Genomic DNA, 15,346 nt, shown 5'->3' on the forward strand with positions numbered 1-15,346 from the left:
ATGATAAAATGAAAAGAGTTGATGCCACTGAAAAAGCGATAAGCCTTCTTCAACAATTAAAAGAAAAACACGGTGAGTTGATGCTCTATCAAGCAGGAGGGTGTTGTGAAGGAACTCAACCGCAGTGCTTCCGTAAAGGTGAGTTTTATCTTCGTTACAAAGATGTTTGTATTGGCGAAATAGATGGCATTGAATTTTGGGTGGATAAAGATTTGTTCGAGTATTGGAAACATGCTCATTTCGAATTAGATGTAATTGATGCCATAGGCGCTGGTGGTTTTTCATTAGAAGTTCCGCTTGGTAAAACGTTTAAAGTCAATTATAGACTTTTTACACCAGCTGAAACCAGTCAATTAGAAAACATTAAAATCAACGTATAACAGAAAAGCCATTTGCAATGCAAATGGCTTTTTATATTTCTATGACAGAATTAATTTATCCTAGAACTTCAATTGCTTTGTTGATACGTACAATCGTTTCCTCTTTTCCTAGAGTTGACATAATTACCGGAACATCTGGTCCTTGTAATGCTCCAACTAAACTAAGGCGTAAAGGCATTCCTATTTTTCCGAATCCGATTTCTTGTGTGGTAACAAAATCCGCCATTACATCATGTAAAACTTCAGCTGTAAAATCCGATGAATTTAGTACTTCAATAAATTTAGATAAAATCTCTTTCGAATCATCTTTCCAAGCTTTTTTAGCTGCTTTTTCATCGTAAGAAGATGGAGCTATATAAAAGAATTGTCCTTGCTCAAAAATATCTTTTACAAAATTTGCTCTTTCTTTTAGTAACTCAACCACTTTTGCATCCAAAGTAGCATTTGCTGCAATTCCATTTTCTTTTAAAACTTCTTCAAATGATGGCAATAACTCTTCGACCGATTTTTGTTGTAAATACTGATGGTTGAACCATGTTGCTTTTTCCGGAGAAAAACGAGCACCTGACTTCGACACTTTTTCCAATGAAAATAACTGAATTAATTCTTCCATTGTAAAAATTTCTTGTTCTGTTCCCGCATTCCAACCCAATAAAGCTAACATATTAAGTACTGCATCCGGAAAATACCCTTCTTGCTTATATCCTTTCGCAATTCCTTCTTCTGTCTTCCATTCCATTGGAAAAACTGGGAATCCATGTTTGTCACCGTCACGTTTACTTAATTTACCTTTTCCTTCTGGTTTTAAGATTAGTGGTAAATGTGCAAAACGAGGTGCTTCCCATCCAAAACCATCATACAATAATTCGTGTAATGCCATAGATGGTAACCATTCTTCTCCACGAATAACGTGCGATATTCCCATCAAATGGTCATCTACAATATTCGCTAAGTGGTACGTTGGCATTCCGTCAGATTTAAACAACACTTTATCATCTAAAGTTGAAGCATCTATTGATATTTTACCACGAATCATATCATCCAACAAAACAGTACGGGTTTCATCAATCTTAAAACGAATAACATAAGGTGTTCCGTTTGAGATCAATTCGTTCGTTTGAGTTTCTGTTAACGACAAAGAATTTTTCAAATTTCCTCTCGTCGACCAGTTATAGATAAACGTTTCTTTATTCTCTTCTGCTTTTGCTCTCGCTGCATCTAATTCTTCAGCAGTATCAAAAGCATAGTAAGCTTTTCCATTTGCTAACAATTCGTTTACATATTCTTTGTAGATTTCTTTGCGTTCTGACTGACGGTATGGTCCCAAATCTCCTCCAAAACCAACACCTTCATCAGGCGTTAAACCTAACCATTTCAACGAATCGATAATATATTGTTCAGCACCTTCTACATAACGTGTTTGGTCTGTATCTTCAATTCTCAATAAGAATTTTCCGTTATTATGTTTTGCGAAAAGATAATTGTATAACGCTGTACGTACTCCTCCAATGTGTAATGCACCCGTTGGACTAGGCGCAAATCTTACACGAACTTCTTTTGCCATTGTAATCAAAATTTTTGCAAATTTAAGTTGTTCAAATCTATAATAGATATTTATTTCAATAATATTCTATTTTTTTATCTTCGTTAAATCATTGAAACAATTTTTAGAAATCACAAAAAATGAAATTATACACAATAGAAACCGGTAATTTTAAATTAGATGGAGGCGCAATGTTTGGAATTGTTCCGAAATCGATTTGGAATAAAACAAATCCGGCAGATGACCGCAATTTAATCGATTTGTCGATGCGCTGTTTATTGATTGAAGACGGTGAACGATTAATTCTGATTGACACCGGAATTGGGACAAAACAAGATGCGAAGTTCTTCGGGTTTTATTATTTATGGGGAGACTTCTCTTTGGATCTCTCTTTGGCAAAACATGGTTTCCATCGTGATGAGATTACTGATGTTTTTTTAACACATTTACATTTTGATCATTGTGGAGGTGCAATCCAATACAATAAAGAAAAAGATTATTTAGAAGCTTCTTTTAAAAATGCCAAATTTTGGTCAAATGAAAATCATTGGGAATGGGCTGTCAATCCTAATCCTCGTGAAAAAGCTTCTTTCCTGAAAGAAAATATTTTACCGTTGCAAGAAAGCGGACAGTTAAACTTTATTGATTTACCTGCAAATGGTCATATTTTAGAAAATTCTCCACTTGGATTTGATGTTCTTTTTGTAGACGGGCATACCGAAAAACAAATGTTGCCAATCATTACTTACAAAGGCAAAAAAATAGTTTATATCGCAGATTTAATCCCAACCGCAGGACATATCCCTTTGATTTATATTATTGGGTATGATACACGACCTTTAATAACAGTTGAAGAAAAAGGAGCATTTTTGCAGAAGGCGGTCGAAAATGATTATATTTTGTTTTTCGAACATGACCATGTAAACGAATTAGCGACGTTAAAATTAACAGAAAAAGGTGTTCGACTAGATCAAACCTATTCATTTTCAGAAGTTTTCGATTCTATTTAACCTCAAAAACTTAACAGAAATGATTTCACAAATTCAGAAAAATATTTTCATACCTTTGTGTTGTCATTAAAAAAAATAAAGAAGCATGGGATGTGGATCTTGTGGAACTTCTAATGGCCTTCCGAAAGGATGTAACAATAATGGTGCTTGTGGCACTGATGGTTGTGGAAAATTATCAGTTTTTGATTGGTTATCAAATATGCAACTTCCAAACGGACAAGAAAAGTTCAATTTTGTGGAGGTTCGATTTAAAAACGATCGAAAGTTTTATTATAAAAACGAAAACAACATATCTCTAAATATTGGCGATGTAATCGCTGTTGAAGGAACACCTGGTCATGATATCGGGGTTGTTACACTTACGGGTGAGCTTGTTAGAATCCAAATGAAAAAGAAGAATCTTTCGTGGACTGCGGAAGATATTAAAAAGGTATATCGTAAAGCGAACCAAAAAGATATTGAAACTTGGGTAGAGTTTCGTGATAGAGAAAAACAAACAATGGTTGATTCTCGAATTATGGCAAAAAACCTTAATTTGGAAATGAAAATTTGTGATGTTGAGTACCAAGGAGATGGGGCGAAAGTAACATTTTATTATACAGCAGAAGGACGTGTCGATTTCCGTCAATTAATCAAAGATTACGCAGGTAAATTTGGTGTAAGAATTGAGATGAAGCAAATCGGGTATCGTCAAGAAGCTGCAAAAGTTGGAGGAATTGGTTCTTGTGGACGTGAATTATGCTGTTCAACTTGGTTAACAGATTTCCGTTCTGTAAGTACAGCAGCGGCTCGTTACCAGCAATTATCAATCAACTCCCAAAAATTAGCCGGCCAATGTGGTAAACTAAAATGTTGTTTAAATTTTGAATTAGATTCTTATTTAGATGCATTGAATAGTTTTCCTTCTATGGAAAGTCGTTTCGAAACCGAAAAAGGTTGGGCACATTGTGTAAAAGTAGACGTTTTCAAAAAAGAAATGTGGTTTGCTTATGATAAAGGCGGAATTATTTGGTATAAATTTTCTGTAGAAGATATTCAGGAATTTTTAGCAATGACAGCGAAAGGTAAAAAAACAGAACCTTTAGAAGATTTGGCTAAAAATGTAGAAGAAACAAAATCTGATTTTTCTGATGTCATCGGTGAAGACTCTTTAGAGCGTTTCGAACGCAAAGAGAAACAAAATCGTAAACGTAAAAAAATAAAAAAACAAGGGAATTCTGCACCAGACAAAAATGGCGCAAATGCAAGTAATCTAAAACCTCAACAGGCAAAGCAAAAACAGCCAAATGAAGGAAAGGAAAAGCAAAATCGCCCTGAAAATAGACAAGGAAAGAATCCTAATCCGTCTAAAAAGAATAATCAAAACAGACCGAATAAAAATTCGAACCCTAATCAGAATAACCAAAATCAGGCAAAAGAGCCACAGGTTCAACCAAATACTGATCAGCAAAAACCGCAAGGAAACAATCGCAATCGTAATCAACAAAAACGAAAACCGAATAATCCGAGCAACAATAGCCAACAAAGTAATCAGTCGAATCAACAACCCAAAAAACAAACTCAGCAAAATAACCAAAATGCTGAGCAAAAAACGAAGACTAAGGACGAGAATCAAACCAATAATTCTCAACCGAATCCAAATAAATCGAAGAATCGAAATAAAAAAAGAGTTAATCGTGGGCCAAAACCAGATGATACGCAACAGTAGTTTGCTTTTTATTTTAGTCTTTTTATTGTTTAGCTGTGAAGCAAAACATTACTATCAAGACACGAAAGATATAAAAGACGAATGGAAGAGTAATCAGCCTCAAACCTTTACGTTTGATGTTAAAGATCCTCAACCATCGGCTGTTAACATTGGATTTGTGTTAAGAAATAATACGTCGTATGAATATAGTAACTTATATTTGTTCACGAAATTTATTGATCCAAAAGGGAATGAAATGATTGATACATTGCAGTATTACATTGCAAACCCTGATGGAAGTTGGATTGGTAAAGGAATGACAACAAAAGAAATGATGCTGGTTTATCGGGAAAATTTACCAATAAAAGATTCTGGTCGCTATCAACTGAAAGTTTGGCAGGGTATGCGAACAAAGAATTTGAAAGGAATCGAAGACATTAGTTTGATTGTTGATAAAGCTGAATAATACAGAATGGAAAACAATAAAAATTCTAAAACAAGCACGACTTCTAAAGCAAAAAAGAAGTTCAATAGCTTTTCATTAGCCAAAAAAATAATTGTAACCATTTGGGTTCTGTTTTTTGGTGCAGTATTAGGTCTTTTCGGAATCTTTTGGGCTACATCTAACGGATGGTTAGGTGAAATCCCAAACGTACGTGATTTAGAAAACCCTGATATTTATGTTTCATCAGAAATTATTTCCTCTGATGGTGTTTTGCTGGATCGTTTCGAAGCGGAACGTAGAACTCCTGTAGATTACAAAGATTTACCTCCCCATTTGGTTGACGCTTTGTTAGCCAAAGAAGACGTTCGTTTCTTTGATCATTCCGGTGTAGATATTAAAGCGGCTTTCCGTGCAATCTCTTCAGGTGGTGATTCCGGTGGTGGATCTACAATTACACAGCAGTTAGCAAAACAGTTGTATACAAAAGACCCTTCTTCAAATAAAGTAAAACGTGTTTTACAGAAATTAAAAGAATGGGTGACATCTGTCCAGTTAGAAAAACTGTACACCAAAGAAGAGATTATTGCCATGTACTTCAATAAGTTCGACTTTATTTATGGTGCTAAAGGAATTGAATCTGCTTCTAAAGTATATTTCAATAAAACAACCAAGGAATTAAACTTAGACGAGGCAGCAACTTTGGTTTCTATGTTTCAAAATCCTGTTGCTTACAATCCTGTAAAATATCCTGACGTTTCTACACAAAAGAGGAATCTTGTATTGGATCAAATGATGAAATACAATAAAATTTCTCGTGCTGAAGGTGAAGCTGCAAAAGCGACTCCTTTAGTAACGGACAAACAAGATATTATGAAGCATGATGATTCGCATTCTGCTTACTTTAAATCTGCTTTGAGAAAAGAAATCCAGGAATGGATGGTTGAATACGAAAAAGAAACTGGCAAATCTTACAACCTTGAAAAAGACGGATTAAAAATCTATGTTACTTTAGATTCGAGAATGCAGGCTATAGCTGAGGAAGCGGTAAGAAAACAATTAAAAGTGTTACAAGATCAATTCTTTGGAGAACAACGTGGACGTAGCTTAGCTCCTTTCTATAATATTTCAGCGGCTAAACGATTACAAATCTTTAAGCAAGCAATGGTTCGTACGGATTTGTACAAAAAGATGAAAGCAGAAGGAAAATCGGAAGCTGAAATCGAAACTGTTTTTACAACTCCTCGTGACTCTGTTCAATTCTTTACATGGAATGGTATTCAGTACAAGAAAGGAAAAACTTTAATGGATTCAATTGAATACCACAAACATATTTTACAAGCAGGGTTAATGTCTATGGATCCAAAAGACGGGACTATTAAAGCTTGGGTTGGTGGAATTGATTGGAACTATTTCAAATTTGACCACGTAAAACAAGCTCGTCGTCAAGTTGGTTCTACTTTCAAACCTTTTGTATATGCAACAGCAATTAATCAATTAGGTTTAACACCTTGTCATACTGTTTCAAATGAAAGAATACCGGGAAAATGGTCTCCTCGTAATGCAAATGGACGTTACGGCGGTTCACAGGATTTAAGAACTGCTTTGGCTTATTCTACAAATATTGTGGCAGCACGTTTAATTATGCAAACAGGGACGGAACCTGTTATTCAAATGACACGAGATTTAGGAGTTGAATCTCCTATTGTTAATGATCCTACAATTGCATTAGGTTCAGCTGATTTATCTTTGTACGAAATGGTAGGAGCGATGAGTGCTTTTGCAAATGGAGGTATTTACATTAAACCTCAATTAATTTTAAGGATAGAAGATAAACAAGGAAAGGTTATCAAAGATTATACACCAAAAACACGTGAAGTTGTAAACGAAAATGTAGCGTATACAATGATTGACCTGATGAAAGGTGTAGTTGATAGAGGTTCTGGAGCGCGATTGAGAAACCGTTATGGCCTGAATGCCGAAATCGCAGGTAAAACAGGAACAACAAACGAAAACTCTGACGGTTGGTTTATGGGACTTACGCCTAACTTGGTAACAGGTGTTTGGGTGGGTGCCGAAGACCGATTTGCTCACTTTGCAAGTACTGCAACCGGACAGGGAGCAAATACAGCTTTACCTATCTGGGCTTACTATATGCAAGGTGTATATAAAGAAGGAGGTAAATTTGGCGTAACTGCTGGAGATAAATTTGAAAAGCCAAAAGATATTGAAAAACATTGGGATTGTTCAAATACATATGGATTCCATCAGTATGATCAAATTTATGATCCGGGTCCGATTATCGAAGGAAGTGGTAGCGAAAGTGTCGGGGAAAATTATGAGATTCCTGATGAAAATAGTACCGAATAATATATAAAAAAACGACTCAAAAAAATTGAGTCGTTTTTTTATTTCTTTCATTGATTATCTTCATTATCGAACCGATTGTATTCTTGTTGCTCCCGTTCCAGTTTTTTCTGATGTTGTTTTTTCTTAAAATCTCGGATTGTCATATAAATCAACAATACAACCAGTGCGGCTACCAAAAAATAATTGGCATAGGTAAAGATATTTGTAATCGTATCTGATACGACATCTTCCGGAGTTGTAACAACTTGCTCTTTCATAAAAAAGGGGTTTACTTACAAATGTACAAAAAATCATTCTTCATAAAATGCTGAAGGATATACAACCATTCCTGCACTATCTTTTAATGAATTTTCTTGTAACTCTATGGCCATGCAGTTTTCTTCCGGAACATCAAAAGGTAAACTAATTCCGAAATTACACGCTTTTTCATACCCAAATTTAGGGTAATAATCAGGATGTCCAAGTAGAATAATCGATTGATAATTCAATTCTTTTGCTTTCTTATGTGCAAATGTGATTAAGTTACTTCCGACTCCTTTTCCTTGAAATTCAGGAAGAACTGCAACCGGAGCCAAAGCCAGACCATCTGTTTGTTTCCGATTATTTTCAATCACAATCTTTGTCAGTAAAATATAACCCACTATTTTATTTTCGACTTCAGCTACCAAAGCCAATTCAGCAATAAAGCTGCCCGATTTTCTTAATCGTTCAACTAAAAATTGTTCCTTATGATCGCTGTAAACTTCATTTTCAAAAGCTTTTTTAATCAAGTCAAAAACAATTTTATGATCATTTTCAGATTCTTTTCTAATGATTATATTCATTTTTCAAAAATAGTCAAACCAACTCTATTTTTTTGCTTTTTTACGGCGTCCCCACCAAATCATAAAACCTGTCACCGGTAAAGAAGCACAAATTAAACTTACAATGAAAGCGATAATTTTTGTTGGTAATCCTAGTATTGATCCCACATGAATATCATAATTGGCTCCGATTACTTTTTCTCCAAAATTTTTATCTTTCGGATCATGTGTATGTAGTAATTCACCTGAATTTTCGTCAAAAATCAAGCTACTGCTGCTGTAATAAACTTGTTTTTTGTGCGCGACATAGACTTCAAAATTTGGATGTTCGTGATCATCCATGTGCTCATGGCCCAAATCTATCGAAAATCCATACGAATTCGGATATTTCATTTTCACTGTTTCGATAACTTTATCTAAAGTAGACGCTGTTTTCAATTCAATCGGAGCTTTCGTTTTGATATGTGAAAAATCGGGATATTGGGTTTCGCCACCCGAAAAAATAACATAAATCGCTGCTTGAACAAAGAAAAAAGCATAAAATAAACCTGTAATAGAAAAAATTAAGGCAAAAATTGAGGAATAAAATCCTAAAATATTGTGTAGATCATAGTTTTTACGTTTCCATTTTTTGATGTTTTTCCAACGAAACCAAAAACGTTGTTTGCGAGCTGCTTTATTTTTTGGCCACCACAAAATGATTCCACTAATCAGCATGAACACAAAGATAATAACCGGAATTCCGACAACATAAGTACCCCAACTCTGTTTGAGTAAAAAACTCCAGTGGATCATTTTTACAATGTTAAAAAATCCGTTTTTTTCGTCGTAAACACGTAAAACTTTCCCTGAATATGGATTGACGTAAGCTTGTTTGTATATTGGAAATTCGTCAAAATAATTCCACGTATTGACATCATGTTCGTACCAATAGAACATATACGACATCTTTTTGTCTATCGGAATATTTACCCAATGGATTGGATAGTCTTCTTTTGTTTGCTCGTTAACTAATTTTTCTAATTGCCGAATAGGTAGAACCTGTTTGTTTTCTATGTTTTTTTCTTGATGATAAATAACATCTTTGCGTGCAATGTTCTCAAATTCATCTTTGAAAACATAGAGCGCTCCGGTTATTGAAATAATGAAAATCAATAAACCGATGAACAAGCCAAACCAGAGATGTAATTTGGCTGCCCACTTTTTTATAAAAGATGGTTTTTTTCGGGATTTTTTCTTTAAGATCATCCTTATTAGAATTTAAATGTGAAACTACCCGAAACATTCATCAATTGTTGCGGATTTGCAGTTGTATAACCAATCCAATAATGTTCGTTTGTTAAGTTATCAACTTTTACACCTATTCTAAATTTTTGAGCATCGTAGAAAGCATTCGCATTCAAGATGAAATATTCTGGTAAGAAAAAAGTACTATTTATTTGATTTTTGCTTGCATAATTTCCTCCTATTCCAAAACCAAAACCTTTTAAAGTTCCATCTAAAAATTGATAACTCGCATTGAAATTAGCTAACCATTCAGACCCAGCAGTTGTTGGCCTTGTTCCGGTTAAAGATTCATCAACTGGATTTTCTGTAATTTTTGCATTATTGAAAGCTAATCCTCCTATTATAGAAAAGCCTTTTACTAAATAAGCATTTACCTCTAACTCTACACCTTCACTTCTAACTTTACCAGATTGAGATTGTACAGATTGAAAAGCTTCTGTGTATTCGCCTGTATAAAGCAAAGAGTTTTTAACATTAATATTATAGTAGCTTAATGTCGCATTTATTTTTTGATTAAAAATATTCATTTTCAATCCTCCCTCGAACTGATTCGCTCTCTCAGGATCAGAAAGCGCAATACTCCCATCTTTATCTATTGTATAATATCCGTTGCTTTTGAAACTGTTTTGGTAATTACCAAAAATCGAAAATTTACTCGGAATGATTTCATAAACAGCTCCAAATTTCGGAGACCAAGCTGATTGATTGTACGCTTTTGTTTCATTACTATATAATACCCCCGCTTTCGAATCATTACTTTCGTATCGAACAGAAGCTAATATATTCAAGCCCTCTATTGGTGTAAAAACATTCGAAATATAAGCACTATAGGTATTTAATTCTCCAGAAATTGGATATCTCCCTATACCTGTAGAATTATTATACTTATCTTGTAATGTCTGATTATTCATTGTAGAGTAGTCTCCTCCACTGAAAGAAACCCAATCGTAGTCTGTAGACAAGAACATTTGTTGATCTTTCGTATTCATATAATCAAAACCCACAACTGTTCTATTTCTCATTTTTCCAAAACTATAATCAAAATTGAAATTTTGTTGAACCTGAAAATATTTCTTTTTACTGTCTCTTGTTGATTGATCTGCTCTCATAATTCCTAATTCTGTGTCTGTAGCAACTTCTGTAAACTTACTTTTAGGAGCTACATAAAAATAAGGGCTAAAACCATTTGATTGAGAATATGCATTACTGATATTAGTAGAAGATTTTATATGATTATTAATCCCATAATTTATTTGTCCAAATAAATTCCTAACTCTAGATTTTGCTTTCAAACCATCCCCAACATAGGATTGTTTATAATCTAAACCAAGTACTCGCTCAACATCGTTCATATTATTAATACCAAGTTCCGGGACTCCTGTAAGATAAAAGAACATCTGCTCTGCCATTGCTTTATTCTCATACATCTCAAAATCTACATTGATCTCCAAACGATCATTAGGTTTATAACGTAAAGATGGCGTAAATGCTAAATATTCATTACCCACATCTCTCTTTTGAAAAGTTCCTGTATTTGTGTAAGCTGTATTTATTCTGAATAATAATTTATTATCATTTGTTACAGGAGCATTAATATCTGCTGAAGCTCGATAAAAGTTATAACTTCCTCCAGCAATAGTAACAGCACCATCAAAATTTTCATGTGGTCTTTTGGTGATTCGATTGACAACTCCTCCATAAGAAGTCACATTACTCCCAAACATTGTTGCAGAGGGCCCTTTTAAAATCTCCAAACGTTCTAGATTTACTCCATCAATAGTTGTTGAAACTGGAGCTACTAAACCATTACGTAAAGAATTGTTAGAAACAAAACCTCTTAAAGTAACAAAAGCTCCTCCATCCCCAGATCTACCTGTAGAATTCCACATTTTTTGTAAACCTGTTATATTTCTATAAGCATCATCAACTGTAAAAATAACTTGGTGCTCTAAAACAGATTTATCAATACTAGAAAAAACTTGAGGATTCTCTATAAACTTTAAAGGCATCTTGTTAGACGTCTCTGTATCTTTTTTTATAAAAGTGTTGATAATTACTTCTCCTAAAGTATTTGTCTGAATAGAATCTTTTTCTTGCGCAAAGCTAATTGATGCGTATAATAGTGAAAGTAAAAATGTTACCTTTTTCATTGCTAAAAATTTCAGCAAATGTATTTTATTATTTTAATTTGTTCTAAATTAATTTAATAGTATTTTATGATAGTTCTACTTCCAAATTATAACAGAATTTTATAATCATTTTTTAGAAAGAGGAAAAACATAAATTGTAGAACATATCGTATCTTTGTCGCTTATAGATTATAAGCAAATGAGTCATCCAAAAAGATATACGATTACAGCGGCATTACCATACGCTAACGGGCCATTACACATTGGTCATATGGCGGGTGTTTATGTTCCGTCTGATATTTACGCGCGTTTTCTAAGAAGAAAAGGGCAAGATGTTGCCTTTATAGGAGGTTCTGATGAACACGGAATTCCGATTACAATTCGTGCGAAAAAAGAAGGTGTAACACCACAGGATATTGTTGATCGTTACCACGAAAATATCAAGAATACACTGAATAATTTTGGCGTAACATTCGATATTTATTCTCGTACAACCTCAGCTAAGCATCGAGAAGTTGCGCAAGATTTTTTCAAAACCTTATACGACAACAATAAATTTACAGAGGACGTTACCGAACAATTCTACGACGAAGATGCTCACGAGTTCTTAGCAGACCGCTACATTAGAGGAGAATGCCCAAAATGTGGAAATCCTGATGCGTACGGAGATCAATGTGAGAAATGTGGGTCAACCCTAAGTCCGGAAGAGTTAATCAACCCTCGTTCTGCTTTATCCGGGAATACACCAATTAAAAAAGAAACAAAAAACTGGTATTTGCCTTTGGACCAATACCAGGACTTCTTATCAAAATGGATTTTAGAAGGTCATAAAAATGATTGGAAATCGAGTGTTTACGGCCAAGTTAAGTCTTGGTTAGATGATGGGTTAAAACCACGCGCCATGACACGTGATTTAAACTGGGGTATTCCAGTTCCTGTAGAAGGTGCAGAAGGAAAAGTCATGTATGTTTGGTTTGATGCGCCAATCGGTTACATTTCTTTCACCCAAGAATGGGCAGAGAAAAATGGTAAAAACTGGAAAGATTATTGGCAAAATGAGGAAACAAAATTGGTTCATTTCATCGGAAAAGATAACATTGTTTTCCATTGTATTATTTTCCCTACCATGATGAAAGCGCATGGAGAGTACATTATGCCTGATAATGTCCCTGCAAACGAATTCCTTAATTTAGAAGATGATAAAATTTCAACTTCTCGTAACTGGGCGGTTTGGGCGCATGAATATTTAGAAGATTTCCCGGGACAACAGGATACTTTGCGTTATGTTTTGACGGCTAATATGCCCGAAAATAAAGACAATAACTTTACTTGGAAAGATTTTCAAACCAAAAACAACTCTGAATTAGTTGGTATTTTAGGAAACTTTATCAACCGTGTAATGGTTTTATCGCATAAATATTACGAAGGAATTGTCCCTGAAAAAACAATTGAGTTTGAAGAATTAACGGAAATAAAATATTTTGCAAAACGCATTTCTGCTCATATCGAAAAATATGAATTCCGTGCTGCTTTAACAGAATACATGAACTTAGCCCGCCTTGGAAATCAGTTTTTACAAGCTCAAGAACCTTGGAAAAAAGCGGATGATCCGGAAGCTGTAAAAGGAATTATGTACACGGCTACTCAGATTGCAGCTTCATTAGCTCAATTAGGAGAGCCATTTATTCCATTTGCTTCGGAAAAAATGTTAACCATGATGAACTTAGAAAAAATGAGTTGGGACGATTTAGAGTCGACAGATGACTTTATACCAACAGGACATCAATTGGGTCAATCTGAATTAATTTTTGCAAAAATTGAGGATGAAGCAATCGAAGCACAAATCAATAAATTAAACGAAAGTAAAGTCAAAAATAATATGACAAATCCAAATGCAGCACCTCAAAAAGAATTGATTTCTTTTGATGATTTTCAAAAAATGGACATCCGTATCGGGACTATTTTAGAAGCGAAAAAAGTTGAAAAAGCAGACAAATTATTCGAACTTAAAGTAGATACAGGAATGGACGTTCGTACAATAGTTTCTGGAATCGCTGAGCATTTTACATTAGAGGAAATAGTAGGAAAACAAGCCATGGTTTTAGCAAATTTAGCGCCTCGTAAAATTCGCGGAATCGAATCGAACGGAATGTTATTATTTGCAGATAAAGCAGATGGTAAATTAACCTTTGTAAATCCGGAAGAAGAGACTCCTAACGGTGTTCAAGTTGGATAAACTTCAATTTTAGAATAAGTATTGAGATATTAGAAAGCCACTTCTTACGAAGTGGCTTTTATGTGATAAATTATTTTAAGGGTTTTGTGGAAAAGTAAACGAATCACCTAGGTTTGGTTTATTTCCTCGTTGTGTCGGAACCTCTTCTTTCTTGATTTGATGCTCATTCAGCTCATGTGCAGCCGTGAAAGAAGTCACCATGGTATTTAGCATTTCTGAAGCTGCTGTTGGCGAGTTAGGCAACAAGACCAGCTTACTTCCGGATTTCTCTCCAATCGCTTGTAATGTATCATAATGCTGCGTAACAACAATCAAAGCAGAAGCTTCCTGAGAAGTAATTCCTGCACCATTTAAAACATCGACAGATTCTAATAATCCTTTTGCAATTTCGCGTCGTTGATCTGCAATACCCTGCCCCTGCAAACGTTTCGATTCTGCTTCGGCTCTGGCTTTTTCGACAATCAAAATACGTGCTGCATCTCCTTCGTATTGAGCAGCTAGTTTTTCACGTTCAGCTGCATTAATACGGTTCATCGCATGTTTCACTTGTTCATCAGGATCAATATCCGTTACCAACGTTTTAATAATTTCGTAACCATACGAATTCATCGCTTCTTGCAATTCACTTTTTACGGCAATTGCAATATCATCTTTCTTCTCGAAGACATCATCCAAACGAAGTTTTGGCACCTCAGCGCGGACAACATCAAAAACGAACGACGTAATCTGAGTATAAGGGTTATCTAATTTGTAGAACGCATCGTAAACTTGCGTTTTTATAACTTGATATTGAACAGATATTTTCAACCGAACAAATACATCGTCTTTTGTTTTCGTTTCCACCACAACATCCAATTGTTGAATTTTTAATGATACTTTTCCTGAAATTCTATCTACAATTGGAATTTTGAACTGTAACCCAGGGTTGCGAATACTATGAAACTTTCCGAAACGCTCAATCACAATAGCTGTTTGTTGTTTGACCGTAAAAATAAATAAGAACAAAATAATTATTCCAAAAAACAGTATGATACCTAAATATCCCATAAGTTTTAGTGTTTTTGAATTTGTTGGATTAAGATACAAAAAAATTAGGAATGTTAACTTATAACATTCCTAATTCAAATTTCGCTTCTTCACTCATCATATCCCTATCCCAAGGTGGATCGAACGTAATTTCTACATAACATTTGGTTACATATTCTATCTCTTCGACACGTTGTTCTACCTCTACAGGTAAACTTTCCGCAACAGGACAGTTTGGAGAAGTAAGGGTCATGGTAACTTTTACCTCACCATCTGCATTTACCTCAGCATCGTATACCAATCCCAATTCATATATATCAACCGGAATCTCCGGATCAAAAACGGTTTTGAATTTTTCAACCAGTTTTTCTCCAATCGAATCTAATTGTTCTTCTGTTAATGCCATTGTTTCAATTCTTAATGGTACAAATGT

At 34.6% G+C, this 15,346-nt stretch carries 13 protein-coding genes; 6 read left to right on the forward strand and 7 right to left on the reverse strand.

Features of this window, described 5'->3' with window-relative positions; translation table 11 throughout:
* Positions 1–8: 8 nt before the first annotated feature.
* Complete coding sequence (locus H277_RS0116950; RefSeq protein WP_019976819.1) at positions 9–380, forward strand: DUF779 domain-containing protein; 372 nt, start codon at positions 9–11, stop codon at positions 378–380.
* A gap of 55 nt (positions 381–435) precedes the next feature.
* Here the strand turns inward: H277_RS0116950 and gltX are convergent, their stop codons facing one another.
* A complete protein-coding gene (gltX, locus tag H277_RS0116955; protein ID WP_019976820.1) occupies positions 436–1,944 on the reverse strand; it encodes a glutamate--tRNA ligase in 1,509 nt (502 codons plus the stop codon).
* A 119-nt stretch (positions 1,945–2,063) separates the two neighbouring features.
* On the opposite strand from gltX, the gene H277_RS0116960 reads away from it, so the two are divergent.
* From H277_RS0116960 to H277_RS0116975, 4 genes are all read left to right on the forward strand, one after another.
* Entirely contained in the window at positions 2,064–2,933 is an 870-nt protein-coding gene (locus H277_RS0116960; protein WP_019976821.1) for an MBL fold metallo-hydrolase, read from the forward strand.
* Between the two features lie 85 nt (positions 2,934–3,018).
* Complete coding sequence (locus tag H277_RS0116965) at positions 3,019–4,641, forward strand: PSP1 domain-containing protein (protein ID WP_019976822.1); 1,623 nt, start codon at positions 3,019–3,021, stop codon at positions 4,639–4,641.
* Positions 4,625–5,086: a gliding motility lipoprotein GldH gene (locus H277_RS0116970; protein ID WP_081623249.1), complete on the forward strand. Its 462-nt coding sequence runs from the start codon at positions 4,625–4,627 to the stop codon at positions 5,084–5,086. The genes H277_RS0116965 and H277_RS0116970 overlap by 17 nt, the downstream gene beginning before the upstream one ends.
* Before the next feature lie 6 nt (positions 5,087–5,092).
* Entirely contained in the window at positions 5,093–7,432 is a 2,340-nt protein-coding gene (locus H277_RS0116975; protein WP_019976824.1) for a penicillin-binding protein 1A, read from the forward strand.
* 47 nt (positions 7,433–7,479) lie between these two features.
* Here the strand turns inward: H277_RS0116975 and H277_RS0116980 are convergent, their stop codons facing one another.
* Genes H277_RS0116980 through H277_RS0116995 form a run of 4 tightly spaced genes read right to left on the reverse strand, consistent with a single transcriptional unit; the run spans position 7,480 to position 11,672 of the window.
* Complete coding sequence (locus tag H277_RS0116980; protein ID WP_019976825.1) at positions 7,480–7,689, reverse strand: hypothetical protein; 210 nt, start codon at positions 7,687–7,689, stop codon at positions 7,480–7,482.
* A 33-nt stretch (positions 7,690–7,722) separates the two neighbouring features.
* Complete coding sequence (locus H277_RS0116985) at positions 7,723–8,256, reverse strand: GNAT family N-acetyltransferase (RefSeq protein WP_019976826.1); 534 nt, start codon at positions 8,254–8,256, stop codon at positions 7,723–7,725.
* 24 nt (positions 8,257–8,280) lie between these two features.
* Positions 8,281–9,483 (reverse strand): PepSY-associated TM helix domain-containing protein, encoded by a 1,203-nt coding sequence (locus H277_RS0116990; RefSeq protein ID WP_019976827.1) that lies wholly within the window; start codon positions 9,481–9,483, stop codon positions 8,281–8,283.
* A gap of 5 nt (positions 9,484–9,488) precedes the next feature.
* The gene (locus tag H277_RS0116995; protein WP_019976828.1) at positions 9,489–11,672 is read right to left on the reverse strand and encodes a TonB-dependent siderophore receptor; all 2,184 of its coding nucleotides are present in this window, start codon (positions 11,670–11,672) and stop codon (positions 9,489–9,491) included.
* 178 nt (positions 11,673–11,850) lie between these two features.
* Between H277_RS0116995 and metG the strand changes: the two genes are divergently transcribed.
* Entirely contained in the window at positions 11,851–13,887 is a 2,037-nt protein-coding gene (metG, locus tag H277_RS0117000) for a methionine--tRNA ligase (protein ID WP_019976829.1), read from the forward strand.
* Positions 13,888–13,962: 75 nt separating this feature from the next.
* Here the strand turns inward: metG and H277_RS0117005 are convergent, their stop codons facing one another.
* Complete coding sequence (locus H277_RS0117005) at positions 13,963–14,934, reverse strand: SPFH domain-containing protein (RefSeq protein WP_019976830.1); 972 nt, start codon at positions 14,932–14,934, stop codon at positions 13,963–13,965.
* 58 nt (positions 14,935–14,992) lie between these two features.
* Complete coding sequence (locus H277_RS0117010; protein ID WP_019976831.1) at positions 14,993–15,319, reverse strand: iron-sulfur cluster assembly protein; 327 nt, start codon at positions 15,317–15,319, stop codon at positions 14,993–14,995.
* Positions 15,320–15,346 lie beyond the last annotated feature (27 nt).

This window comes from Empedobacter brevis NBRC 14943 = ATCC 43319 (genome assembly GCF_000382425.1).
GTDB lineage: Bacteria > Bacteroidota > Bacteroidia > Flavobacteriales > Weeksellaceae > Empedobacter > Empedobacter brevis.